This is a genomic window from Pseudomonas sp. PS02302, assembly GCF_029959585.1.
Taxonomy (GTDB): domain Bacteria; phylum Pseudomonadota; class Gammaproteobacteria; order Pseudomonadales; family Pseudomonadaceae; genus Chryseomonas; species Chryseomonas aestiva.
In genome coordinates this window covers 1-24,432 of record NZ_JASCON010000083.1, presented here as the reverse complement: position 1 = coordinate 24,432, position 24,432 = coordinate 1, and the positions used below count along the sequence as shown (strand labels likewise).

Sequence of the window (24,432 nt, the reverse complement as noted above, 5' to 3'; positions counted from 1 at the left end):
TGGCCGCTCCTACAGGAAAGATCGGTACCTGTAGGAGCGGCCCATGGCCGCGATGATCCGACGCGAGCGACTAGCCCTACACACTCTCCCGACTTACCAACTCGAATCCCAGGTCCACGCAGGTCGGTTGGCTGCGGCCGTCGAGCAGTCCCAGCAACAGGGTCGCGGCCTGGCACCCTACCGCGGCGCGGGGGGTCTGGATGGAGGTCAGCCGGGGCACCGTATGCGCCGAGCCGGGCAGGTCGTTGAAGCCCAACACCGAGATCCGCGCGGGGATGGCAATGCCCAGCCGCTGGGCCTCGAACAGCGCGCCCTGGGCCAGGTCGTCGTTGCAGAAGAACAGGCCGTCGACCTCCGGCCGCCGGGCCAGCAGCTCGCGGAACTGGCGGGCGCCCAGGCCCACGGATGACGGCTGTGGATCCAGCACATCCAGACTCGGGTCATAGCAGCCCGCCGCGCGCAGCACCTCGCGAAAGCCCTCCCCCCGGGCCAGTGCCCGCGGGTCGAGCTGGGCCGCGACATAGCCCAGGCACCTGCGTCCTGCCGCCAGCAGGTGCCGCGCCGCGGCGGCGCCGGCGGCGTGCTGGGAAAAGCCGACGCTGGGCACCGACCCCGCCGGATCCAGCTCCATCATGTGCACCCGCGGCACCCCGCTAGCAGCCAGCAGTTGGCGGGCGTTCTCGGTACGGTCGAAGCCGGTCAGCAGCAAACCCCGGGGCTGATAGGCCAGGTAGTTGCGGATCAGCTTTTCCTCTTCCGCGGGATCGTAGTGATAGTTGCCGATCAGCACTTCCAGGCCACGGGGGCGCAAGACCTCGTGGATGGCCTCCAGCGGCTCGATGAACAGATGGTTGGACAGCGAGGGCACCAGCACCACCACCGAATGCCCCTGGGCCGAGGCCAGGGCGCGGGCGGCCGGGTTGGTGACATAGCCAAGGCGCGCGGCAGCTTCCTGCACGCGGGTGACCAGCTCGGGCGCCACGCTGGCGACACCGCGCAGGGCACGCGAGGCCGTGATGGGGGAAACACCGGCTTGCAGCGCCACCTCGGTGAGGGTGGGCCGACCGGAACTACGAGAACCCGTTCGATTCATTGTTATGGTTTCAGGCTTGTCAGAGACGGAGAACGCGCCTAAGGTAGCGCTGTCTCACCAGACACTACAAGCCTGGCATGCCCTTCCTGGACACGTCGGCATTCGGCCTAACAAGATCGACAAGAACTGGAAGCCGCTACCTTTTTCCTTTTTCGGGGTAGCGCTGTCTCCAGACCGGAGGTGACGATGAACACTCCCATTCCCGCGCTGGTGGTCATGGGCGTCGCAGGCTGCGGCAAGAGCAGCGTCGGCGCGGCCATTGCCGAGCAGGACGGTGGCCGCCTGATCGAAGGCGATGCCTTCCACCCCGCCGCCAACATCGCCAAGATGAGCGCCGGCATTCCCCTCGATGACCAAGATCGCGCTGGCTGGCTGACCCGCCTCGGTGAAGAACTGGCCGGTGCGGTGGCCGCCGGCGAACGCCCGGTGCTCACCTGCTCGGCGCTCAAGCGCCGCTATCGCGACCAGCTGCGCCAGGCCGTGCCCGGTCTCGGCTTCGTCTTTCTCGAACTGACCCGCGAGACCGCCGCCCAGCGCGTCGCCAATCGTCCGGGGCACTTCATGCCCGCCAGCCTGATCGACAGCCAGTTCGCTGCCCTCGAAGCACCCCACGGTGAACCGGCTACGCTGGTAGTGGATGCACGCGACAGCCTGCCCGCCATCGGCACCCAGGTGTCGGCCTGGTGGAACACCTCAGCGCGCCTGGCCCAGCCGGCCTGACGAGACAGCGCTACCCATTCCAACCCTTGGAGTCTGTTCAAAGTCTCGCGAGCTAGAGCCAAACAAGGCGAAAATGCCTGAGGAAGCGGAGTTTACGAGTGGTAAATGAGCATTCCGAAGGCCTTTTCAACGCAGTTTGGCCGACGCGCAGCAGACTTTGAATAGGCTCTTACAACGCCCACAACAACAAATAGGAGAGGCGCCATGTTCGGCATGGACCACAACAGCTTCCTTCTGCTCGACGCCCTGGTCACCATCATCGGCCTGGTGCTGCTGATCACCAAGTTCAAGGTCCATCCCTTCATCGCCCTGACCATCGCCTCGGGCTTTCTCGGCCTGACCTCCGGCATGCCGGTGGAAAAGGTCATGAAATCCTTCCAGGATGGCTTCGGCGGCGTGCTCGGCTTCGTCGGCATCCTGCTCGGCCTGGGCACCATGCTCGGCAAGCTGATGGCCGATTCCGGCGGCGCCGACCAGATCGCCCAGACGCTGATCCGCGCCTTCGGCATCAAGCGCGTGCACTGGGCGATGATGTTCGCCGCCTTCCTGGTGGGCATCCCGCTGTTCTTCGAGATCGGCTTCGTGCTGCTGGCACCCCTGGTGTTCATCGTCGCCCGCCGCACCGGGCTGTCGCTGGTCAAGCTGGGCATCCCGCTGCTGGCCGGCCTGTCCGCCGTGCATGGCCTGGTGCCGCCGCACCCGGGTCCGCTGCTGGCGGTCGGGGTGTTCGGTGCCGACATCGGCAAGACCATCTTCTATGGCCTGCTGGTCGGCCTGCCCACCGCCATGATCGCCGGTCCCCTCTTCGGTGCCTGGATCTCCAAGCGCATCCCCGGTTCGGCCAACCCCGAACTGGTCGCCCAGATCGCCCAGGAGACCGACAACCGCAATCTGCCGGGCTTCGGCATCACCGTCTTCACCGTGCTGCTGCCGGTGATCCTGATGCTGCTCAAGGCCTTCGCCGACATCTTCTTCGCCGCCGACAACCACTTCCGCATCTGGATGGACTTCATCGGCCACCCCATCACCGCCCTGCTCGCCGCCCTGCTGCTGAGTTTCTACAGCTTCGGCACCGCCTGCGGCTTCTCTCGCGAGAAGATCGTCAAGCTGCTCGACCAGAGCCTGGCGCCGGTGGCGGCCATCGTGCTGATCGTCGGTGCCGGCGGTGGTTTCAAGCAGATGCTGGTGGCCAGCGGCGTCGGTGAGGTGATCGGCAACCTGGCGGTGCAGACGCAGATCTCGCCGATCCTGCTGACCTGGCTGGTGGCGGCGGTGATCCGCGTGGCCACCGGTTCCGCCACCGTGGCGACCATCACCGGCGCCGGCATCGTCGCCCCCGTGGTGGCGCTGATCCCCGGTGTGAACAAGGAATTGCTGGTACTGGCCGCCGGTGCCGGTTCGGTGATCCTCTCCCACGTCAACGACGCCGGCTTCTGGCTGGTGAAGCAGTACTTCAACATGACCGTGGCCGAAACCTTCAAGACCTGGTCGATGATGGAAACCATCCTCTCGGTGGTGGCCCTGGCCTTCATCCTGCTGCTGTCGCTGTTCGTCTGATCCGCTAAGCCGGGACCGCCCCGGGCCGTCCCGCCTCCACCACGAAGCTCGCCCGGGTGCCACGCCCCGCATCCGGGCGCGTTCGATCACTGATGGTGCGCAGGTCCACCTGCAATCGCTCCCGCGTCAACTCCAGGGCCAGATAGCCACGCTCCCGGCTGTCGAAGAAGCGCACCTGGGGATTCTTCGGCAACAGCGCCTGGAAACGGCGGTAGTCCGGTCCGTCCGAGGTGATGGAGGTGCCGACGAATTCGCTCGCCACCACCGGGCTCCGCTCGTCTTCCGGCTCGCGGTGCAGATCCGTTACCCAGAAGGAATGGATGTCCCCGCCCAGGGTCACCGGATTGGCCAGGCTGCTCGCGGCCATGGCCGCGAGCAGCCGCTCGCGAGTCGCCGGATAGCCGTCCCAGCCATCGGTCCAGCGCGCCGGATCGCCCTCCGGCAGGCGCTGCCGCAGGGGTGCCAGAAGGAGATCCTGGGCGATCAGATTCCAGCGGGTGGCATTGTGGCGAAAGCCATCCAGCAGCCAGCGCTCCTGCGCCTGCCCGAGCATGCTGCGCGCGGCGTCTCGCAGACCCGGGCAATCCGGTGCGACCAGGTGACCACCACGGGTCCTGGCCGTTACGCAGGCCGGTTCGCTGCGGTATTGCCGACCGTCGAGCAGATGAATCTCCGCCAGGTCACCGAAGCGCCACCGGTCATAGAGGCGCAGCGCGCTGCCCTGGGTCCGCCACCCGCGCAGCGGCGCATGTTCGCGAAAAGCCTGGTAGGCAGCCTGCCGCCGCGTGGCGAAGGCGGCCAGACTGACCCTGGGGTCCGCCGCCCAGGGACCGGAATAGTCGTTCTGCACCTCGTGGTCGTCCCAGGTCATGAGACTGGTGACATTGGCGTGCAGGTACTGCAGATCGGGATCGGTGCGGTACAGCGCATGGCGCCGGCGGTAACTGGCCAGGTCCCGGGCTTCCGGCAGGCCATGCCGACGCACCGCCGGCAGCAGCAGGGGCACGTTGGCCTCGTAGATATAGTCGCCGAGGAACAGCGCCAGATCCGCCTGTTCGTCGGCCATGTGCCGATAGGCACTGAAGAAGCCCTTCTCATAATGGGAGCAGGAAGCAGCCACCAGTTTCAGGCGCTGCGGAGCGCTGGCTGACGGCGGTAGCGTGGTGGCGCGCCCGATACGACTCTGGTGGCCCAGCGCGGTGAAACGGTACCAGTAGGGCCGTCCCGGCAGCAGGCCGGTCAGGGTGATGGGCAGGCAGAAAGCAGACTGTGGCTGCGCCTGGATCACTCCGCGCTGCACCACTTGGCGCAGCCCCGGATCCAGGGCCACTTCCCACTGAGCCTCGACCGGACCGTGCAGACCGCCCAGGCCGTCTTCGGCCAGGGGATCGGGCGCCAGGCGGGTCCAGATGACGAAGCCATCGGTCGCAGGATCACCGCTGGCGACGCCCAGGGTGAAGGGATCCGGCTGCGGCTCGCGCGCGCTGCAACCGGCGAACCAGGGTGCGCTCAGACCAAGGCCGAGCAGACCCAGCGCTCGCCGTCGAGAAGTACTCATCCTGGCCTCCGGGAAAAGAGGCCAGGGTGGCTCAGACAGGTGACAACAGGATGTCGGTGGTTCAGGCCAGCGGCAATTCGTCGAGGATCATGACCTGCGGCGCCTCAACCAGCAGGCCGTCGAGATCGCTCAGCAGCTGCTTGAAGTGAGGGGTTTGCTCGTGCTCGGCCAGGGCTTCGCGACTGGCCCAGCGCTCGACGAAGACATAGCGGCCGGCGTGGCTCGGATCGCGATGCGGGGTATAGAAGTGACAGCCGGCTTCGGCGCGGGACGGTGCGACGATGGCACGCATGGCGTTTTCGACAGCCTCGGCCTGGCCGGGTTTGGCCTGCAGGATGGCGACGACACGGATTTCACTGGTCATGCAAAAAACTCCAGAAGGGGTGCTTCAGCCTGGCGCCTGGACACCCCGGATACCACCGGGGTCGAGGGTCGGCCCCGGCCATGGTGGATCACTGCTTGGCTTTGACGATCTTGCCAATCACCGCGTTGCTGCGCTTGATCAGCACATAGTCGGAGCCGATCTTGACCCACTGGCTGTCTTCGCCCGGCTGTTCCAGACCGTGCTTTTTCCAGTCCTTGATCACGTACTCGTCACGGATGTACTTGCGCGGCGCCCGGCCACCCTCTTCGAGTTCAAAGGTAGGATGATCAGGATCGTGGGTGACGGCCTCATCGCTCTGATTGGCGTCCTTCTTGTTGACCTTGTTCTGGTACTGCGAGCTGGTGGGCTCCGCAGCGGCCTTGTCGGCGGCCGGTTTGGTCGGGGTCATGGATTCGGGCGCGGCCTGGACCTCCAGGGCTCCGGTCAGGACGACGGCGCCCAGGGCCAGGGAGAGCAGCGATTGCTTGATCATGGGGGTGTTTCTCCTCTGCGTTCGAGGTTTTGACCCCGGAGGCGGAGGAAAAGCTCCACGAATACCTACGGTCGTGCGGTTGGCCTTACCACCGTTCGCTCTGGTCGGTCTTCACCCGGGTCAGCATCCGCAGCGGCGGGCGCGAGCGCCGGGTGGGAAAGGCCTCCAGCGAGCCACTCAGCCAATAGGACTGCTGACCGAGTCGCGCGGCTTGCTGGCGCAAGGTAAGGACGCCGAGGACATAGCGCTGCTGCCTGCCGGGCGCTTGGCCTGGCTGCGTTCGAGCAGGCGCCGGGCTTGCGCCAGGGCCACGATGTGGCTGTCAGTCACACCCTTCAGGCAACGACTTCCTCGTGGGGATGACGCTTATCGAACCTGTCTCCTCTCGCCGCTGGCAGCCCGTCCGGGACAGGGTGGCAAAGCCCTTGACTGCTTATCGGCAAGCCCGGGCTGGCGCGTCTTGCGGCACCTCAGGCAGAGTAGCCCACCCCCTTGGCCAGAGGTGCAGCCCCTTGGAACGCTGGAAGATTCTCGCCGGCCTGGTGAGCTTCACCTTCTTCATGAAGAAACATCCAGCAGTGACTACAGCTATCGCTTTCCAGTTCGCCACGTTCACCTCACTAGCTCACAAATCAGGCGCCAGCCCTTACACCATGCGGATTCGAATGTCAACAAATAACTCAAAAAAGTATTGACAGGAACGGAAAAGCATGATACTATTCTAAACACTGGTACAAGACTTGCATGTACCCCCTTCTTCCCATCCTCGCCAGCAGGAGCCGACACCTCCCGGCATAGCTGGCCTCGCTAACGATGTACCTCCTTACTTTGCGGTCATTAGGTGCATCCAGCCGGACTTATCCCCCGGCGAAGTTCACGGTCGGAACTCTAAACCTTTGTAGGCTTGCCTACGCCGCGTCTGGGAGGGCGTGTAAGGCGCTTTCTTCTTCGGGAGCGATAGACCACTAATTCACGTCCTGGCTGAGGACGATAATTCAGCCAACTCCAATCGTTTCGTATGCTATTTGCCCGACTCCGGTCGGGTATTTTTTCATGCCTACGATTCGATTAACTCAATAATACGGCTAAAAGCCAGTAAACATCGCATCTAAACGAAAAGGAACAAACTCAATGCACCAATACTTAATCGTTGGAGACATTCCCGTTCTTCACGAAAAAATTCCAGCCATCTTCGGAGCAGTTGAATCCGATGAGAAACTGTCCAGCGATCTCTATGATGATCTCGAAGGCGTCCGCTTAAAGAAGGTGAACGAACGCGGCTGGGATACATACCACGAAATCGCAGCAATGACCGACAATGAAATTGTCCTCCTTGATCTCTGGAAAGACTACCAATGAACGAAGCCCAAACATTTATCGACAATCTGCAAGCCTACCAACAAGGGCTAGCAGACATGCAAGCTCATTACGAAGGGTTGATAGCTGAAGGCAAGCTAGCCAATCCAAAGGAAATTCTGGAGCGCTTCGCTGAAGAGCTTCGTTACGAGCTAGATGGAGACTCAGTGAGTATCAAATGGACCTTGTAAGCGAAAAGAAAGAGAAAGGCAATTACGAGTATCGCCAGCAGCTAAAGCAGTTTAAACAATCCCAAAAGCAACAACGCAACCAACGCAAATCGAAACGGAGTAATAATGATGAGTAACCAATTTGAAATCAATCAAGAAGCTATTGACGCCCAGGTAGCTAGCTACGCGACTATCGTCCAGCCATACGAAAAGATTGCAAGTCTTTCCGTTGCTGATGCCTTCGTCAAGTTCCAAAGCCTAGTCCAAGAAGGACGGGAGTTGTTTGTGAATGACAAGGGGGCTTTGCTAAGAGAGTACGCTCCGGCATTTAGTGTTGGTGGCGGTAGTTTCTACCTACGCCGTCGCCAAGAAGACATTGACGCCGAACTTGCCGCCTACCGCGAACGCCTGATTGCAGCTGAGACAGCTCGCCTGCAAGCTGCCAAAGCCGCACACATTGAGGCCCAGGTGGCCGCTGCTATCGCTGACCACGAAGCCAAGGAAGCCGAGAAGGCCCAGCGTGCCAAGGATCAGGTAGCCGAGAAAGCGCGTGCCGCTGCCATCGCTGCCCTTGGGGAGGCCGCGTAATGCTTTCCCCCATCATTGAAGACCAGACAACGCACTTGCTGAAAATGAAGTGGGACCCAAAGTACAAGGCCGAGTTTGAAGCTTTCCAAGCTGACCTTATTCAAGCTCAAGCAATTCTGAAAGCTCACAAGGAAAAACTGGACATTGCTAAGGGCGTCTATCACAGCACACGCCCTGGCGACATCAACAAGGATTCCGATCCAGAATTGCAAGGGCTGGCCGCTTTGCTGGATACACTGGCATTCATCAAAGACCCAGCCCAGCGGCTCCGAATGATGAAAGAATGGGCGAACAGTTAAGATGCTTTTGAACGACTTCTACCGCCGCACCAAAACAGAATCCCGCATCCTAACATTCATCAAAGAAAATCCTGAAGTGGATAAGGATGCTATCGGACTTTTCAGCTTCCTATGCGGCCCAACTTGGTATAACGCTCTTTACGTTGTAATTGATGGCACTGATAACAATGCTGAACAACGCATCAATACTTTGTGGCGAGATTCTCCAAGCTTCAAAGTCCTAAAGCGTTCCGGTGTTACAGCTATTCAAATCAACGCCAATGACGCGGCTAGAGTTCGCCCCCTATTGGATGGCCTAGCCATTGTCCATGAAGGTCGGCTAGCTGAGAACGCTCTTCTAGAAGTTCTGCCACTCCTGAAGTAACAACACATTGTAATCATCCAAGGCCCGAAAGGGCCTTTATTATTTTCGGAGGTCAATAATGACAACCAAAGAACATCGCGGGTACGTCATTGTTGATCGTCCCGTACACATCAGCGGCTTGGACAAAGTTATCGATTTTGTCGAGTCTGGCCTAACAGATTTCGTTGTAGTGCAGATTCCCGTTGGCCGTGCCTATGGTCAAGCTGTCACTCGATGGTTTCAACGCCACTCCCCAAACAGCCGGTATCTCCGAGTGAGCGGTCATTGGGGCCGAAATACATGGCTACTCGCGTTCGACAAGCCCAGCACACGCCGAGCTTTCAATACCTTCCTGCACCTCCACCACCAGCACTTCACCGTCTGGCAGGGTAGTAACGCCGCTACATTCATCGACGAAGCCAGCCGCGCGCTTGAGCTAAGCCGAATCTCTGGACGTGTCGATGGACCACGCGGGGTGAACGCTCATGGCTGATAAACAGATTGCCGCCCTATTCGGGTCGATTGGCTTCCGCATCGATGATCGCAACCTCATCCAGTTCCACCAGCGTATGCAGAAAGTCAGCCGAGAGATGCAAACCCTTGGCAAGCTGGCTGATGGTATCGCCACGAAGCTGGAGAAGTTCACTGGCAAGAGCGTCAGTGCTGGCGGACTGAATACCAAAGCCCTTGCACGCGACGTTGCCCGGCTGGAGGTTTTGCTGGCACTGGTAGCTCGGGCCAAGAGTCGTGCCCAAACCCAGTTCAACAAGGAAGCCCTCTCTGCCGGTCGATTGGTATTCGCTGGGAAGAACAATGAGTTCAAGCTTCAGAAGGGCCAACTGGACATCGAGAAGCAGCGTGTCGCCATCGAACAACTTCGACAGCGTGGAGCCACAAGCGCCGCTGCCGATGAAATCAAACTCCAACAAGCACGCCGCCGTCTGGCTGAAAGCACAGCTATCGCCGAACAGCGCCAACGTAACCTCGCCCTCGCCGGACAGGAACGAATCAACCGCGTAGCTCGCCAGGGAACCCTTGCCCAGCAAGCCCAGTTCCGCCTTGAGACGATGCAGGCCAGAGAGGTTGAGCGGAGAGCCCGTAGAACGCCTTCTGAGACGTTTCCTCGCTCACGCCCTGGCATGGGTAGCAGTGGCCCTCAGAACTTCTCCTTGGGCTTTGCAGGAGGCTTGGGAGCGTTCGCTTTGGGCCTCGGATTTGCCACAAGCGTTGTAGGTAGCTGGACTGCCGCCCTACAGGCAAGCATGGCCGCCCTACAGACACCACTCCGGCCCAGCTGGAAGCGATGCTCCGCAAGTACATCCCCAAGGCTGAGCTGGAACGCCTCTATGCCCATCGCCCAACCAAGGTAAACGGCATCGAAGGCAAGCGGCGTGAGCTGGCGAAGTGGCAAGCCGAATTGGTAACCCTAGACCCAGCCGAAGACACTATGCCGGACGGACTTCGCCGCTTGCTGGTCATCGATACCGCCAAGGCTCCACGAGCAGAGATTACCGAGGTTCACGCAGCGTGCCGCGACTTGCTGGGCCTCCAGCGAATTAGCCGACCAGCTACAGGATTCCTGAAAGTGGTAGCCCAGGAGGCGGCTCGCCTCGCTTCGTTCGCTTCTGGCGGTCGTAAGCGTTGCCTGCTCCAGCTGGTTGAGCTGGTGCGACTGTTTGATTCTCGACGTGATGGCTGGAGCCCGCTGGCGACGTTCTCAGCCGAGACAATCGACGCCATTGAAAGCGAAGCTTTTGAGGTGGCAGTCATGGACCTATTCCACGGCGACCACTCCGCATTCCACTACGATCTGGAAGACCTGCTTTCTGGTATCACGCTCCACGCATTCGAGCAGGATCGCCCGCTGCACAACGAGCTGAAGGCCCTTGGACAGGTAGCAGCATTCGAGATGTCGGAAGCGTTCAAGGCATCGGCGGACTACCGCTGGGGCACTCGACTTGAAGGTCCAAAGCTTCCAGCTACAGAAGTCTACGAGGCATCACCAGCCCCACGCGCTGAACCCCGCTGGAAGACGCAGATGGTTGCGGCCCTTGTGCCGAAGCAAGACCCATTTGAAGAGGTAGCCGAGCGCCTCCCCTTCAAGTTTACGTTCCGCCTAAGCCCAGCAAGCCTGTGGCGGGAGATCAAAGACGAGGAGCGTCGCAAGGCTGAGCTGGAAGCGATGGCAACGGATGAAAGCCCGTTCGACTGAAAGCGAATGAGCACCGAAAGGTGCTCTACGATTTGCAACACTTATTCGCTTTAACCCGCATGAATACTGGGTTGTAGAGCGATTGATTTCCTGTAGGCGTCGCCTACGCTTCAGTGACATTCACAGCGGAGCGGACGCGATGACAGATACACCGTTTAAGGTCGAGGTAAGGCATACGGTTGGCGGTACGTCCAAGACGTTTGAGATCGAATCCCTCTTCCCGTCATCCCTTCCTCAGGTAGATACCAGCGATGACCGAAGGCTTCGAGAGATCATTGACGCCATTGAGGAGAAGGAGAACGTCTGGATTACCCTGGACGGAAAGACCTTTTACAACGGCATCCCAGTTGACAACATCACCCCAATCATCATCGAGGCGACCCCAAAGGATTTCCACAACTGGGAGCCGCTCTCTGGTAGCTGGGGGTACGTTCCGAAGGACACTCCAAGCAACATCCGAGTGATAGGAGATAAATGAGTTTCTAGCCTCGCTAGAGAACAATGCCAGGAACAATGGCTATCAATGGGGCATGGATTGATTCCTTCGCCCCTTCCTTTATGCCAACCCGCATCAATTCTGGCTTGAGCCAAGCAATCCCCATCCAAGCTCAATAAACTGTTGTTTTGCTAACGATTGAGCTTATCGAGATGCAGCCGAAGGCGTTCGAATTGCAGGCCCGCCCCTGATTAGTAGCACCAGCCTATCCCCGAGGGTCAGCGGCAGCTGACGGCCATTCCCATCCCTGCTCAGGTATCAACAATCGACCGTTTAACGATACCGCTCATCAGATACGGTTTCTGGTATCACCAAATAGGCTTTCTACTTATGTGATACCTTGATAAAGTGATCCCACGTTAACTGATACCAATTGATTGATACCAAGGGGATCGAGATGGGCCGTACCTTCCTTTATGCCCGCGTCTCCACCGCCGACCAAACCACCGACAACCAATTGCTGGAAGTCCAGCAAGCAGGATTCGCTGTCGATCCTCGCCGCGTTGTAACTGAAACGGTATCCGGCTCCACTCAGGCCAGCGAGCGTAAGGGCTTTCAGAAGCTTCTGGAGAAGATGGAAGGTGGTGACACCTTGATCGTCACCAAGCTGGATCGCCTTGGCCGTAACGCCATGGATGTCCGCTCCACCATCGAGAAGCTGTCTGAGGAAGGTATCCGCGTTCACTGCCTCGCATTGGGTGGCGTGGACCTCACCAGTGCAGCCGGGAAGATGACGATGCAGGTGCTGTGTGCGGTAGCCGAGTTTGAACGTGACTTGCTCATCGAGCGTACACACGCTGGCCTTGAGCGGGCCAAGAATGAAGGCAAGAAACTTGGTCGCCCTGAAGCTGTAGACACCACCAAGGCAGTGCAGGCAGCCAAGGTTCGTGGCCTAACTCAGAGTCAAGCAGCGAAGGAACTCGATCTAGGTATTGCCACGATCAAACGACACTGGAACAAAGCATAGACGCCATCCAGTTAGAGCCGCCTTCGGGCGGCTTTTCTTTTGCTCTGTGCATTGCTTCAGCGTCTGAGGAATTCGAATGGGTCAAAGGTTATTGCGGGATTCCTAGAGGTTTCGTCTGCCCTGTTTGGGGATTGCTTAATTGTCCCGGTAGAACGGGGATTCTAATTTTAAGGCGTCTACGAGCGCCTACAGGACGCGCTTGCTAAGCACCCTGTACACAGGGTTTATTTTAAGATTACACAGCGTCAGAGAGCCCCATAGAGGCGCTTGCTTGGTAGCACCGCGACCGAAGTGTTTTCCAGAATCCTACAGCTTAGGTTATCGCTAGATTGCTGGTGCTAAGTGTTCTGGAGAAAGCTACGTGCTTGGAGATTTCGATAAAGCTACGGGTTGAGCAGCATGGATAGCCGGCTTGCTTGGTAGCACAGCGAGCGAGGAGTTACCTAAAATCCAACAGCCTCCGTGTGCCAGGAGTGCGGGCTGCTAAGTGCCATCGCTGCCGCGTCGGATTCTAAAATTTCTACGGTTTCCAGCTGCCCAGGGAGGCCGGTGCTTAGTCGCTGTGCGGATTTTCGGCCCAGGGAATTCTTCCCCCAAAAAAGCGGGTCCGAAATTTTCGGCGGGAATTTGGGAAAAAGTTGAAACGCCTTCCTTCAGCTGTTCCAGCTGAAAAAGTTGCTCTTACTGATAGCCATCAGCAAGAGCAAGCTTTATAAACTTACACCTCAACCAAAAAAATCATCGTGGTAAAACATCAACTCAAGCACTCTCTCTGACCATTCCCCGACTTCATCCTCGCTGGATGGGTAACGGTAGTATTCATGCTCAAGCATGTGCTTAATCTTACGCTCGGCAAGCGCGGCAGTTAGTATTTCTTTCATGGTCGATTTCTTTCAGATGGGAGGGGGATTTCGTTAGGAGAGGCGACGGTAAACCCAGGCCCGAACTCTTTGCAAGAGGTTTTTCAAATTATTTTCGTCTCGTCATTAGAGTACTCAGAAAGGGATAGAATACTCGTGCAACATACTAATTAAGATAGGGTAGTAAGATGACATAGCGATAGTAAGAGATACGGATACTATCTATTTGAAAAGTTAATAAACTACGGACTTTCCTGCTGGAGTACGCTGCTACCTAGGAATCTCTAGCCTTGCCGGTGACGTAGTTCGGCTTTGAGCCTTTGAGCATCCTTCTCCGCCTGCTGGAGATGTTCCCTCGCGGTAGCCAGCTCCCGCTTGAGTCGTGCCAGCTCTTCCACAAGGGCGTGATGACGAAGCTCCCCCTGTACCTCTGGAAGGGTAGGTAGTAGCCGATTACCTCGCTCGGCTCCGCTGGTTCGACACGCATTCTGATAGACGTGCCACGCCATGTATTCGCCCCTGGCCCGGTACATCGCTGTTCGGGCCTCGTCCAGCTGAGCCAAGAGTTTCAGATTGTCTTGCCGATACTTCGCCAGCAGCTCATGCAGGGTGGCAGCTTCATCGCTGAGAAGGTCAACGAGGTTCCGGGCATACCTCAGTTGGCACGGCTGGAACAGTTGCTGTTGGCGGTCGAAGGTGTCTATGTCTTCGTCGTGGTCGGTATGGCGGATCACATCGGCATCATCCACAATTGATCTGTATGGATGAACAGTAGTATGGCGATTCGCCGCTATCAAGCTTGACAGCGACGAACGGGGTAGCGGATTGGAGAAAGGGCCGTCCATGGCCCCACGTAACCCGGTTAGCTCGACAGCATCTGGATGAGCTGCTGCACTTGAGGACTGTTTGCAAGCTGAAGGACATTGTTCAAGTAGGCCGGACCTTCCTTCAGAACACCGAAGAGAATTTGCTTGAATCCTCTCTTCTCGGCTTCTGCTGCCTGCTCCGCTTTAGGGATGCCTTGAAGCGCTCTCAGTATCTCGGCCAGCTTCGTCGGGTCAGTATCTGCGGGCAGGCCAAGCTTCTCCATAAGAGGGGCCTTAGGCAGAATGTTGAAGCCTTGACCCCCGTTACCCACTGACACGCAACCATCGAACTCGGCGTTAACTTCCCCTGTGACTCGGAATCCGTCCTCAGCACATCCAAACGCACCGCAGTTTGTGAACTTAGCAGCCACTGCCGCCTCCTTGTGAACATCGTCACGTTTGTGGAGTTCTGAAGCTAACACGGCAGATTAGGCTGGACAATACAGGTTGATTCGTGAATGTAAATTAGCTTGACAAGCTTTATAGAATCTGCCTATAATGCTTGTTCTTCCTAATGCGGCAGCATTGGGATTGATTCTTCATTGCGAAGCAATGGGGGACTACCACCAAGCGACCAACAAGGGCGCCATCTGTGGTTGATCTGCTCCTAAAGGAATCAGCTTCAAAGCTGCCGCTTTGGAAGGTATTACAGCCGACAGGCGTCGCCTGTCAGTTATCTACATGAATGCGGATTCTCCGCAGAGCGTCCTCCGCTTCTGTGCGTCCACGGTATTCCGACATCGACGATTCTTCGCTGAGCCTTTCGTCTACGAGATAGGCTCCTTCAGTTCGGCTCCAGCCTAGCGACTGGTATTCCCGTCCCCCGACTGTCAGCTTCCCGTCTGGGTAGCAGGTCATCTCAAAGCCCACCTTCCGCAATAGTCCCCCAAGCTCCAGCGTCTCGCTGGGATGCTCGGAATCTTGCCACCCGGCATCGATGGTATTCGCCAGTTGCGATAGGGCCTGATCCTCATCAGCCTGTAGTTGGGTACGCTCCGATTCAAGCGCCTTCTGCTGAGCCAGGAGGGCGTCCATCTCCTTCTCAAATGCGGGGTTGTCGTACTTGGCCAAGGCGCCAGCCAGCCGAGCTACACCCTCGGAAATCTCGCCCAACTCATGGTCGATGGCGATGATTCGCCGCATTCCTGGCGTTGTCTGTCTGCTAGCCAGAGCACGCTCCACCCATGGGCCAGCCTCCGCCCGGTACAGGGCGATCCCCACGGCTTCGGGCACACCTTTCCCGTTCGTACAGTCGCCACCGCGATTCTTGTTGCCGCAGAACAGCACACGTTTGTCCCACGCTGGCTTCAAGTTCATCGCTCCGCCACACACACTACAAACCGCCACCGATGTCAGGAAGTGCGTCCTGCTGGGCACAGCTCTGGTAGACCCTTCCAGACGCCGCCGTCTCTCTTGTTTGACGCGGTGCCAGAGGTCAAGGGGGATAGGTGCCGGGTAGCATTCAACGCCATTCCAGAAGCCCCGTAGAAGCTCTGTAGAGGCGTCCTTTTCAATCAAGTGCTGTAGCCATGCGTCCTTCAGCTTCGCCCCTTCAGTACGCTTCCCGTAGCTTCTAGTCGCCTCCCATTCCGCGACATGCGGGTGTCTCTCGCGGGCGAGCTTCATCGCCTTCCGATAGCCCAGGCCGCTGCAATACAACTCCAAGCATTCCGCGACGAACGCCGCCATGGGCTCATTCAGTACGGCATCATCCCCAACGCGATCCAGCCAGAGCGGTAGCCGCCGATTGCCTACGGCACGTCCTTTAGCGCCAGCCTCTTTGCGGCCTTTCCATGCGCTCTGGATTCGGTTGGACAGACGTTCGCTGAAAGCATGGGCCGCTTGCAGGGCACCCACGAGCGCATACATCTCCGGGCCATCCAGAGACTTCCGGTTGTACGTCTGTCCCGTCTCAAGCAGCACGATCACCACATCATGGCGGAGCAGGCTCATCAGTGGCGGTAGCATCTCCGCCATAGGCATCCGCCCAATGCGGTCGGCGGTTTCGACCAACAGGTGTACGCCGGAAGGGTAGGTCCCGGCTTCTACTGCCTCCACGAGACGCCCAAGCTCTCCAGCAGGGGACAGGTGCTGTCCGCTCCATCCAGATACGCCAGCATCGGTGAACTCGTCTATCAGCACAGCGCCGGTATGGTCCGCCAGCCAGCGGTCCACCATAGCCGCCTGCCGCTGGCGTGAATCGCCGGAGGTCTGTTTACTGCTGGACCATCTCGAATACCGAATGCACGGGACGCTCATGATTGCTCGCTACAAGGCCATCGCTGTACTCACTAGCGTAACCTTTTTCATGGAAAATCTGGACGCCACCGTGATCGCCACGGCGCTGCCGCAGATGGCGCTGTCCTTCGGCCGCGATCCGGTGGACCTCAACCTGGGCATCAGCGCCTATCTGCTGGCCATTGCCGTGGGCATCCCGGTGAGTGGCTGGATCGCCGAGCGCTTCGGTCCCCGCCCGGTCTTCACCCTGGCCATCGGCGTCTTCACCCTGGCCTCGCTGCTCTGCGGCATGGCCCTGTCACTCGAACATTTCATCGCCGCGCGCATCCTCCAGGGGCTCGGCGGCGCCCTGATGGTGCCCGTGGGGCGTCTGGTGGTGCTGCAAGTCACCGAGAAGCACGAGCTGGTGCGCGCCATCGCCCTCATCACCTGGCCGGGCCTGGTGGCTCCCGTGCTCGGCCCGCCCCTGGGCGGCCTGATCACCACCTATGCCGACTGGCGCTGGATCTTCTATCTCAATCTGCCGCTGGGGTTGATCGCCCTGCTGCTGGCCTGGCGCCTGGTGCCCGCCGACCTGCCGACCCAGCGCCATCCGCTGGACTGGCGCGGCTTCCTGTTGCTGGGTGGCGCCTGCGTGGCCTTCATGTGGGGCGTGGAGCGCCTCGGCCAGAACCATGGCAGCCTGGGCGCCAACCTGGCCTGGATGGGCATAGGGCTGATCCTCGGCACCAAGGCGGTGCGCCACATGACCCGGATCGAACGCCCGCTGATCGATTTTGGCACACTGCGCATCCCCACCTACCGCGCGGCCATCCTCGGTGGCGGCCTGTTCCGCGTCACCATCGCCACGGCGCCCTTCCTGCTGCCCCTGCTGTTCCAGTTGGCCTTCGGCCTGGACGCCTTCCAGGCCGGCCTGCTGCTGCTGGCGCTGTTCGCCGGCAACCTGGCGGCCAAGCCCTTCACCACCGCCACCATGCGCCGCTTCGGCCTGCGCACCATCCTGACCGTCAACGGCCTGCTCAGCGCGTTCAGCCTGCTGGCCTGTGGCCTGCTCACTCCGGACTGGCCCTTGCCGGCGATCCTGCTTCTGCTGTTCTTCAGCGGGGTGTTCCGCTCGCTGCAGTTCACCGCCAGCAATGCCCTGGCCTTCGCCGACATCCCCAAGGCCCAGCTGAGCCATGCCTCCACGCTGTTCAGCACCAATTTCCAGCTGGCCATGGGCCTGGGCGTGGCCATCGCCGCCCTGCTGCTGCGCGCCTCGATGGACTGGCACGGCCACCTCGACCCGCAACTGGCGGACTTTCGGCTAGCCTTTTGCATAGTGGCCGTGCTCGGCATCCTGAGCACCCTGGATGCCTTCCGCCTGGCCCGCAACGCAGGCGATTCGGTCAGCGGCCATACCTCTGGAAGTTGACCAGGCGGACAGGGCTCCAGGCGATGTCGATTGGGGGTTAGGGCTTAGCGTCTTACCCGTGTTTACCGACCTGTTATGATGCGCGCCTTTTTCCGATCAGACCGGCGCGCACGAGGCATCCCATGCTGGAAAGACTCTTCCAACTCAAGGCCCACAACACCTCTGTCCGCACCGAACTGCTGGCCGGGGTCACCACCTTCCTGGCCATGGCCTACATCCTGTTCGTCAACCCGAGCATCCTCGGCGCCACCGGCATGGACAAGGGCGCGATCTTCGTCGCCACCTGCCTGGCCGCCGCCATCGGCTCGGCGCTCATGGGACTCATCGCCAACTACCCCATCGCCCTCGCCCCGGGCATGGGCCTCAACGCCTTCTTCACCTACACCGTGGTCCTGCACCTGGGCCATACCTGGCAGGTGGCCCTGGGCGCGGTGTTCCTCTCGGCGCTGATGTTCTTCCTGCTGTCGATCTTTCGCATCCGCGAATGGATCATCAACAGCATTCCGCTCCCGCTGCGCTCGGGCATCGCCGCCGGCATCGGCCTGTTCCTGGCGCTGATCGCCCTGCAGACCGCCGGCATCGTGGTGGGTAATCCGGCGACCCTGGTGGGCCTGGGCGACCTGTCCAAACCCGGTCCGCTGCTGGCCATCCTCGGCTTCTTCCTGATCGTCGTGCTCGAGGCGCGCAAGGTCACCGGCGCGGTGCTGATCGGCATCCTGGTGGTCACCGTGATCGCCATCGTCCTGGGCGTCAGCGCCTTCGGCGGCCTGGTCTCCATGCCGCCGTCGCTGGCGCCGACCTTCCTGCAACTGGACATCCGGGGCGCCCTGGACGTCGGCCTGATCAGCGTCATCTTCGCCTTCCTGTTCGTCGACCTGTTCGACAACTCCGGCACCCTGATCGGCGTGGCCAAGCGCGCCGGCCTGATGGGCAAGGACGGCCACCTGCCGAAGATGGGCCGTGCCCTGATCGCCGACAGCTCCGCCGCCATGTTCGGCTCGTTGCTCGGCACCTCCACCACCACCAGCTACATCGAATCCGCCGCCGGCGTTTCCGCAGGGGGGCGTACCGGCCTCACTGCCGTGGTGGTCGCGGTGCTGTTCCTGCTGGCGCTGTTCTTCGCCCCCCTGGCCGGTAGCGTGCCCGCCTTCGCCACCGCCCCGGCGCTGTTCTTCATCGCCGTACTGATGACCTCGGGCCTGGCCGAGATCGAGTGGGACGACCTGACTACCGCCGCCCCGGTGCTGGTCACCGCCCTGGCCATGCCGCTGACCTATTCCATCGCCAACGGCATCGCCTTCGGCTTCATCACCTGGACCGTCATCAAGCTGCTCTCCGGCCGTACCCGCGAGCTGAATTCGGCGCTGATCGTGCTGTCGATCCTGTTCGTCATCAAGCTGGGCTGGTTCAACGCCTGACCCCTCCCCTCGGGGCTCCGGCCCCGAGGTCTCCCCGCCTCACCCTGCTCCGGATCTACCATGTCCCAACCCTCCTTCGTTCCCGCCGACTACCAGGCTCAACTCGACGCCAAGGCCCACCGCCTGCGCGAACTGCTGGCGCCTTTCCAGGCCCCCGAGCCGGAGGTCTTCGCCTCGCCGCTGCAGCACTACCGGCTGCGCGCCGAATTCCGCCTGTGGCGGGAGAACGAGGAACGCCACTACGCCATGTTCGCCCCGGGCGACAAGCGCACGCCGATCCTCATCGAAGCCTTCCCCATCGCCAGCCAGCGCATCAATGACCTGATGCCGCGCCTCAAGGCCGGCTGGCAGGCGGACGTGGCGCTGTCGTTCAAGCTGTTCCAGGTGGAATTCCTCACCACCCTGAGTGGCGACGCCCTGATCACCCTGGCCTACCACCGCCCGCTGGACGCCGCCTGGCAAGCCGCCGCCGAGCGCCTGGCCGCCGACCTGGGCGTCAGCCTGATCGGTCGCTCCCGCGGCCAGCGCCTGGTGATCGGCCGCGACCATGTGCTCGAAGAACTGGAGGTGGCCGGGACGACCTACCGCTATCTGCAACCCGAGGGTGGCTTCACCCAGCCCAATGGCACCGTCAACCAGAAGATGCTGAGCTGGGCCCACACCGCCCTGGGCGAGCGCGACGACGATCTGCTGGAGCTCTATTGCGGCAACGGCAACTTCACCCTGCCGCTGGCCAGCCGGGTCCGTAAGGTACTGGCCACCGAGGTGAGCAAGACCTCGGTCAACGCCGCCCTGCACAACCTGGCCAGCAATGGCGTGGACAACGTCACCCTGGTGCGTCTCTCCGCCGAGGAGCTGACCCAGGCGCTCAACGAGGTCCGCCCCTTCCGCCGCCTGGCCGGCGTGGATCTCAAGAGCTACCAGTTCGGCACCGTCTTCGTCGACCCGCCCCGCGCCGGCATGGACCCCGACACCTGCGAACTGACCCGTCGCTTCGAGCGCATCCTCTATATTTCTTGCAATCCGGAGACCCTGGCCGAGAACATCGCCCGGTTGCAGGACACCCACCGCATCACCCGCTGCGCCCTGTTCGACCAGTTCCCCTGGACGCACCACATGGAGAGTGGGGTGTTGCTGGAACGGCGTTGAGGCGCCCGCATGAAAAAGGCTGCGCCATTTTCCAACCTACGCCTGGTCCGAACGTCCCCTCTCCCTCCGGGAAAGGGTTGGGGTGAGGGGACCGCTAATTCGTAGGTTGGGCTGAAACGGCTCTATCGTCGAAGCCCAACAGGTCCGCCCCGTTGGGCTTCGCTGCGCTCAGCCCAACCTACGAGATACCGCACGCGGAAAAGGCTGTGCCGTTTTCCACCCTACGCCTGGTTCGAACGCCCCCTCCCTCGGGGAGAGGGTTGGGGTGAGAGGACCGCTAACCCGTAGGTTGGGCTGAAACGGCTCTATCGTCGAAGCCCAACAGGCCCGCCCCGTTGGGCTTCGCTGCGCTCAGCCCAACCTACGAGATACCGCACGCGGAAAAGGCTGCGCCGTTTTCCACCCTACGCCTGGTCCGAACGTCCCCTCTCCCTCCGGGAAAGAGTTGGGGTGAGGGGACCGCTAATTCGTAGGTTGGGCTGAAACGGCTCTATCGTCGAAGCCCAACAGGCCCGCCCCGTTGGGCTTCGCTGCGCTCAGCCCAGCCTACGAGATACCGCACGCGGAAAAGGCTGTGCCGTTTTCCACCCTACGCCTGGCCCAAACGCTCCCTCTCCCTCGGGGAGAGGGTTGGGGTGAGGGAGGCCCTACTCGTGAAAATCCGCCACCGTCTCGCGACGGCCATAGAGGAAGGCGTCCGCCACATGGCGCAGTGGGGCCACGTCCACATCGGAGCGATTCGCGGCGACCAGCTCGGCGAAGCGGGCATAGAGGCCGGCGTACTCCTGGTCCGGGCCCTGGTGGCTCAGCTGGCCGTCCAGGTACAGCTCGCTGCCGCCCTTGCTCAGGGTCAGGCGACCGCCATCGGTGTCGACATGGATGTCCCAGGTCTGGGGACCGGTCTGCAGGAAGTCGAAGTCGGCGGCGATGGGTACGCCGGCGCTGTCGACGAAGGCCAGTTGCGCGGCCACCGGGGTCTGGCAGTTGCCGGGTACTTGCAGCGTCGCCTCCTTGAGAAAGAATGGCCGTGGCAGGATGGCGGTGACGATGGACAGCGCATTGATGCCCGGATCGAAGACGCCCATGCCGCCCGGCTCCCAGATCCAGGCCTGACCAGGATGCCAGACGCGCACGTCTTCCTTCCACTCGATCCGCACCGCCTGGATGCGCTTGCCTTCCAGCCATTCGCGGGCTGGCTGGACGCCCTGGGCATGGCGAGAATGCCAGGTGGCGAACAGCGAAAGACCGGCCGCCTCGGCCTGGCGGGTCAGGGCTTCCACTTCACTCAGGGTCGCCCCCGGCGGTTTTTCCAGCATCACGTGCTTGCCCGCCGCCAGGGCCTCGCGGGCCTGTTCGTAACGCACCGCCGCTGGCGCGCAGAGCGACACGGCGTCGATCGCCAGGCCGTCTTCGAGCAGGGCACTCAGGCTGGGATAGTGGGCGACGCCGTCGAGCTGAGCGTTGCGGCTGGCCACGGCGACCAGCTCGTAGTCGGAATTGGCGGCGAGCGCCGGCAGGTGCTGGTCACGGGCGATCTTGCCCAAACCGACGATGGCTATTCTTATCATGATCGTCCTCGGTAGACGGTAGGAGTCCGTCGCCTAGGATCGGGTAATCATCACACCAAAGCAACAGCTTCGCGGTCGGTCTGCAGGCTCTCGCGCAACTCCAGCCAGCTGCGCAGATTAGCCCCCTCGCGGCCCTTGCGCCACATCAGCCAGGTGGTGGACTGGGCGAAGCGCGCCTGGATCGGATGACGCTGCACCCGCTCGCGGCCGGGCAGGCTGTCGAGCATGGATTCCGGCATCAGCGCCACCCCGCCGGTGATCACGCAGGCCAGCATGCTGTGGTAGGACTCGATCTCCATCACCGGTCCGCTGGGCACCCCAGCGGCGGCGTACCAGGTGTCCAGGTAGCGTCTATAGGAGCAGCCGGCGCGAAAGCCGAACACCGGGCGTCCCGCCACGTCGGCCGGTGAATGCACCGGGCCGAGTTCCAGCCCGGTGATCAGCACCAGCCGCTCCTCGAACCAGGGCTGGCCTTCCAGCGCCGCGTCGGGCGCCGGGCCGTCCACCAGGGCGGCGTCCAGGCGACCGGCCAGCAGGCCTTCCACCAGTTCGCCGCTGGGGCCACTGTGCACCTGCAGATTCACCTTGGGATAGCGCTGGTGATAACGCGCCAGCAGCCCTGGCAGATGGATGGCCGCGGTGCTGAACATGGACCCCAGGACGAAGGTACCGGCCGGCTCGCCGCCCTGCACTGCGCTGCGCGCCTCGTCGGCCAGGGCGAACAGGCGATGGGCGTAGTCCAGCATTCGGTGGCCGGCGGCGGTCAGGTGCAGCCGCTGGCGTTCGCGCAGGAACAGCTCCACCCCCAGCTTGTCTTCCAGCTGGCGCAGGCGCGTGGAGAGATTGGACGGCACCCGATTGAGTCGCTCGGCGGCCTTCACCAGGGAACCTTCCTCGGCCACCGCCTGGAAGATGCGTAGCTCTGCGAACTCCATGGATCACCACCTTTCTCTTTAGCTGAACATCTATTTCTCTATTATTCGTTTTTATTGATTAACTGCAAGGCCTAGGCTGTACTCATCCGCTCGCTACTGGAGTTCCGCGATGACCGCCACTACCCGCCTGCTGGCCTGCCTGCTGGCCCTGGCCACCGCCATGGGCATCGGCCGCTTCGCCCTTACCCCCGCCCTGCCCCACCTGATCGCCGAGGGCCAGATCGACCTCACCGGCGCCAGCCTGCTGGCCGCGGCCAACTACCTGGGCTACCTGCTCGGCGCCCTGGACGCGCTCTTCGCCCGTCGGACCCATGCGCGCCTGGTCGGGGGGCTCTGGCTCTGCGCCGGCCTGACCCTGGCCTCGCTGCTGGCCGATGGCCTGGCCGCCCAGGCGCTATTGCGCTTCGGCACCGGCCTGGCCAGCGCCTGGGTGCTGGTGATGGTGACCGGTCTGAGCCAGCCCCTGGCCGCCGAAGCCGGCCGGCCACGGCTCGGCGCCCTGGTCTTTACCGGGCCCGGGGTGGGCATTCTCATCAGTGGTCTGATGGCCCTGGTCAGCAATCGCCTGGGTGGCGATTCCAACCAGCTGTGGCTGAGCTACGGCCTGCTCGCCAGCGTGGCCACCCTGGCCCTGCTGCCCCTGCTGCCGCGGCGCGGTCCGGCCACCCCGCTACCCAGCGCCACCGCGGCGCCGGCCAAGCGTTCCCCGGCCTTCAATCGCCTGATCCTGGCCTATGGCCTGGTGGGCGTCGGCTATATCCTGCCGGCGACCTTTCTCTCGCAGATGGCCGCCAGCCGCTTCCACGGCCAGTGGCAGGCCGACCTCTTCTGGCCCGGCTACGGCCTGGCGGCAGCGCTGGGCGTGGTGCTGGTCAGCCTGAGACGTCCGGGCACCGACACCCGCCGCTGGCTGATCGCCACCCTCTGGCTGCAGGCCGCGGGCGTGCTGCTCTGCCTCCTGCCGGGCAGCCTGGCGCTGTTCCTCGGCGTGCTGCTCTGCGGTGGCCCTTTCCTCGCCTGCATGCAGCTGGTGATGCAATACGGCCGCGAGCTGGCACCGGCCACGCCGCAACGCAACGCCGGGGTGCTGACCGCCAGCTTCGCCAGCGGTCAGTTGCTCGGCCCGCTGCTGGGCGCAGCCAGCAGCCACTATGCGGGCGACCTGCAACCGGCTCTGGTGGTCGCCGCGCTGGGCCTGCTGTTCGCCGGTCTACAATTGCGCCGCGCCCGGGCCTCGCTGCAGCGCTGCGTCGCCTGAATCGTTTCCGCTGCGGCCTTTCGTCACAGAAGTAAAACTGGATGGTTCCTTGTTTTGAAATGTTTCGCCGTTCCTGAGTACAGTGACCGCCGCGCCTCATAGAGGAGGCGCCTCAGGCGCTCGCCACTCACCCTACAAGGAATACAACACTCATGATGAAGGCCTCCGATCTGGTCGTTCGCTGCTTGGAAAACGAAGGTGTGGAATACATCTTCGGCATTCCCGGCGAAGAGAATCTGGACCTGCTGGAATCCCTGCGACGCTCCTCGCAGATCAAGCTGATCCTGACTCGTCACGAGCAGTCCGCCGGCTTCATGGCCGCCACCTACGGCCGCTTCACCGGCAAGACCGGTGTCTGCCTTTCCACCCTCGGTCCAGGCGCTACCAACCTGGTCACCGCCGGCGCCTACGCCTACCTGGGCGGCATGCCGATGCTGATGCTGACCGGCCAGAAGCCGATCAAGAAATCCAAGCAGGGGCGTTTCCAGATTCTCGACGTGTGCCGCATGA

Annotated in this window: 29 protein-coding genes; 18 read left to right on the top strand and 11 right to left on the bottom strand. The window is 61.6% G+C overall.

Features of this window, described 5'->3' with window-relative positions; translation table 11 throughout:
- Positions 1–76: 76 nt before the first annotated feature.
- Positions 77–1,093 (bottom strand): LacI family DNA-binding transcriptional regulator, encoded by a 1,017-nt coding sequence (locus tag QMX82_RS21485; protein WP_282287396.1) that lies wholly within the window; start codon positions 1,091–1,093, stop codon positions 77–79.
- 186 nt (positions 1,094–1,279) lie between these two features.
- Here QMX82_RS21485 and QMX82_RS21480 point away from each other — a divergent pair, with 186 nt between their 5' ends.
- Both QMX82_RS21480 and QMX82_RS21475 read left to right on the top strand, forming a co-directional pair.
- Entirely contained in the window at positions 1,280–1,813 is a 534-nt protein-coding gene (locus tag QMX82_RS21480) for a gluconokinase (protein WP_208694503.1), read from the top strand.
- A 204-nt stretch (positions 1,814–2,017) separates the two neighbouring features.
- Positions 2,018–3,370 carry a GntP family permease gene (locus QMX82_RS21475; protein WP_282287393.1) on the top strand — a complete coding sequence of 451 codons (1,353 nt, stop codon included), beginning with the start codon at positions 2,018–2,020 and terminating at the stop codon, positions 3,368–3,370.
- Positions 3,371–3,374: 4 nt separating this feature from the next.
- Here QMX82_RS21475 and QMX82_RS21470 read toward each other — a convergent pair whose 3' ends face one another.
- From QMX82_RS21470 to QMX82_RS21455, 4 genes are all read right to left on the bottom strand, one after another.
- A complete protein-coding gene (locus QMX82_RS21470) occupies positions 3,375–4,928 on the bottom strand; it encodes an alkaline phosphatase D family protein (protein WP_282287391.1) in 1,554 nt (517 codons plus the stop codon).
- A gap of 61 nt (positions 4,929–4,989) precedes the next feature.
- On the bottom strand, positions 4,990–5,292 hold the full coding sequence (locus QMX82_RS21465) for a putative quinol monooxygenase (protein ID WP_282287389.1): 303 nt from the start codon (positions 5,290–5,292) through the stop codon (positions 4,990–4,992).
- A gap of 88 nt (positions 5,293–5,380) precedes the next feature.
- The gene (locus QMX82_RS21460; protein ID WP_282287387.1) at positions 5,381–5,785 is read right to left on the bottom strand and encodes an RcnB family protein; all 405 of its coding nucleotides are present in this window, start codon (positions 5,783–5,785) and stop codon (positions 5,381–5,383) included.
- A gap of 85 nt (positions 5,786–5,870) precedes the next feature.
- A complete protein-coding gene (locus tag QMX82_RS21455; protein ID WP_282287386.1) occupies positions 5,871–6,008 on the bottom strand; it encodes a hypothetical protein in 138 nt (45 codons plus the stop codon).
- A gap of 289 nt (positions 6,009–6,297) precedes the next feature.
- Between QMX82_RS21455 and QMX82_RS21450 the strand changes: the two genes are divergently transcribed.
- The 7 genes from QMX82_RS21450 (at position 6,298) to QMX82_RS21420 (ending at position 9,034) form a co-directional block, all read left to right on the top strand.
- Complete coding sequence (locus QMX82_RS21450; RefSeq protein WP_282287384.1) at positions 6,298–6,480, top strand: hypothetical protein; 183 nt, start codon at positions 6,298–6,300, stop codon at positions 6,478–6,480.
- Positions 6,481–6,916: 436 nt separating this feature from the next.
- The gene (locus QMX82_RS21445) at positions 6,917–7,144 is read left to right on the top strand and encodes a hypothetical protein (protein ID WP_282287382.1); all 228 of its coding nucleotides are present in this window, start codon (positions 6,917–6,919) and stop codon (positions 7,142–7,144) included.
- Positions 7,141–7,332 carry a hypothetical protein gene (locus tag QMX82_RS21440; RefSeq protein ID WP_282287380.1) on the top strand — a complete coding sequence of 64 codons (192 nt, stop codon included), beginning with the start codon at positions 7,141–7,143 and terminating at the stop codon, positions 7,330–7,332. The genes QMX82_RS21445 and QMX82_RS21440 overlap by 4 nt, the downstream gene beginning before the upstream one ends.
- Before the next feature lie 108 nt (positions 7,333–7,440).
- Positions 7,441–7,899, top strand: a complete 459-nt coding sequence (locus tag QMX82_RS21435) for a hypothetical protein (RefSeq protein WP_282287377.1) — start codon at positions 7,441–7,443, stop codon at positions 7,897–7,899.
- Entirely contained in the window at positions 7,899–8,198 is a 300-nt protein-coding gene (locus QMX82_RS21430) for a hypothetical protein (RefSeq protein WP_282287375.1), read from the top strand. Before QMX82_RS21435 ends, QMX82_RS21430 begins: the two co-directional genes overlap by 1 nt.
- 1 nt (position 8,199) lies before the next feature.
- Positions 8,200–8,562: a hypothetical protein gene (locus QMX82_RS21425; protein WP_282287373.1), complete on the top strand. Its 363-nt coding sequence runs from the start codon at positions 8,200–8,202 to the stop codon at positions 8,560–8,562.
- 58 nt (positions 8,563–8,620) lie between these two features.
- Entirely contained in the window at positions 8,621–9,034 is a 414-nt protein-coding gene (locus tag QMX82_RS21420) for a hypothetical protein (protein ID WP_282287371.1), read from the top strand.
- A gap of 16 nt (positions 9,035–9,050) precedes the next feature.
- Here the strand turns inward: QMX82_RS21420 and QMX82_RS21415 are convergent, their stop codons facing one another.
- Positions 9,051–9,587 (bottom strand): hypothetical protein, encoded by a 537-nt coding sequence (locus QMX82_RS21415; RefSeq protein WP_282287369.1) that lies wholly within the window; start codon positions 9,585–9,587, stop codon positions 9,051–9,053.
- Positions 9,588–9,844: 257 nt separating this feature from the next.
- Between QMX82_RS21415 and QMX82_RS21410 the strand changes: the two genes are divergently transcribed.
- The 3 genes from QMX82_RS21410 to QMX82_RS21400 all read left to right on the top strand — a co-directional run bounded on the left by QMX82_RS21410 (position 9,845) and on the right by QMX82_RS21400 (position 12,216).
- Positions 9,845–10,753, top strand: a complete 909-nt coding sequence (locus QMX82_RS21410; protein ID WP_282287367.1) for a hypothetical protein — start codon at positions 9,845–9,847, stop codon at positions 10,751–10,753.
- Between the two features lie 139 nt (positions 10,754–10,892).
- On the top strand, positions 10,893–11,231 hold the full coding sequence (locus tag QMX82_RS21405) for a hypothetical protein (protein WP_282287365.1): 339 nt from the start codon (positions 10,893–10,895) through the stop codon (positions 11,229–11,231).
- A 415-nt stretch (positions 11,232–11,646) separates the two neighbouring features.
- On the top strand, positions 11,647–12,216 hold the full coding sequence (locus QMX82_RS21400) for a recombinase family protein (protein WP_282287398.1): 570 nt from the start codon (positions 11,647–11,649) through the stop codon (positions 12,214–12,216).
- A 725-nt stretch (positions 12,217–12,941) separates the two neighbouring features.
- On the opposite strand, the gene QMX82_RS21395 is transcribed toward QMX82_RS21400, so the two are convergent.
- A complete protein-coding gene (locus tag QMX82_RS21395) occupies positions 12,942–13,097 on the bottom strand; it encodes a hypothetical protein (protein WP_282287363.1) in 156 nt (51 codons plus the stop codon).
- Between the two features lie 557 nt (positions 13,098–13,654).
- Between QMX82_RS21395 and QMX82_RS21390 the strand changes: the two genes are divergently transcribed.
- Entirely contained in the window at positions 13,655–13,831 is a 177-nt protein-coding gene (locus tag QMX82_RS21390; RefSeq protein WP_282287362.1) for a hypothetical protein, read from the top strand.
- Positions 13,832–13,938: 107 nt separating this feature from the next.
- On the opposite strand, the gene QMX82_RS21385 is transcribed toward QMX82_RS21390, so the two are convergent.
- On the bottom strand, positions 13,939–14,313 hold the full coding sequence (locus QMX82_RS21385; RefSeq protein WP_282287361.1) for a hypothetical protein: 375 nt from the start codon (positions 14,311–14,313) through the stop codon (positions 13,939–13,941).
- Positions 14,314–14,611: 298 nt separating this feature from the next.
- Entirely contained in the window at positions 14,612–16,201 is a 1,590-nt protein-coding gene (locus tag QMX82_RS21380) for a recombinase family protein (RefSeq protein ID WP_282287360.1), read from the bottom strand.
- On the opposite strand from QMX82_RS21380, the gene QMX82_RS21375 reads away from it, so the two are divergent.
- The 3 genes from QMX82_RS21375 (at position 16,185) to trmA (ending at position 20,161) form a co-directional block, all read left to right on the top strand.
- Complete coding sequence (locus QMX82_RS21375) at positions 16,185–17,594, top strand: MFS transporter (RefSeq protein ID WP_282287359.1); 1,410 nt, start codon at positions 16,185–16,187, stop codon at positions 17,592–17,594. The genes QMX82_RS21380 and QMX82_RS21375 overlap by 17 nt on opposite strands.
- A 122-nt stretch (positions 17,595–17,716) precedes the next feature.
- A complete protein-coding gene (locus QMX82_RS21370; protein WP_208694497.1) occupies positions 17,717–19,012 on the top strand; it encodes an NCS2 family permease in 1,296 nt (431 codons plus the stop codon).
- 60 nt (positions 19,013–19,072) lie between these two features.
- Positions 19,073–20,161, top strand: a complete 1,089-nt coding sequence (trmA, locus tag QMX82_RS21365; RefSeq protein ID WP_282287357.1) for a tRNA (uridine(54)-C5)-methyltransferase TrmA — start codon at positions 19,073–19,075, stop codon at positions 20,159–20,161.
- Between the two features lie 647 nt (positions 20,162–20,808).
- Here trmA and QMX82_RS21360 read toward each other — a convergent pair.
- Positions 20,809–21,729: a Gfo/Idh/MocA family protein gene (locus QMX82_RS21360; protein ID WP_282287356.1), complete on the bottom strand. Its 921-nt coding sequence runs from the start codon at positions 21,727–21,729 to the stop codon at positions 20,809–20,811.
- A 50-nt stretch (positions 21,730–21,779) separates the two neighbouring features.
- On the bottom strand, positions 21,780–22,664 hold the full coding sequence (ptrR, locus tag QMX82_RS21355; protein ID WP_282287355.1) for a putrescine utilization regulator PtrR: 885 nt from the start codon (positions 22,662–22,664) through the stop codon (positions 21,780–21,782).
- Positions 22,665–22,773: 109 nt separating this feature from the next.
- On the opposite strand from ptrR, the gene QMX82_RS21350 reads away from it, so the two are divergent.
- Positions 22,774–23,922, top strand: a complete 1,149-nt coding sequence (locus tag QMX82_RS21350; protein ID WP_282287353.1) for a YbfB/YjiJ family MFS transporter — start codon at positions 22,774–22,776, stop codon at positions 23,920–23,922.
- Between the two features lie 152 nt (positions 23,923–24,074).
- Positions 24,075–24,432: thiamine pyrophosphate-binding protein (locus QMX82_RS21345; RefSeq protein ID WP_282287349.1), on the top strand; the 358-nt coding region annotated here is incomplete at its 3' end.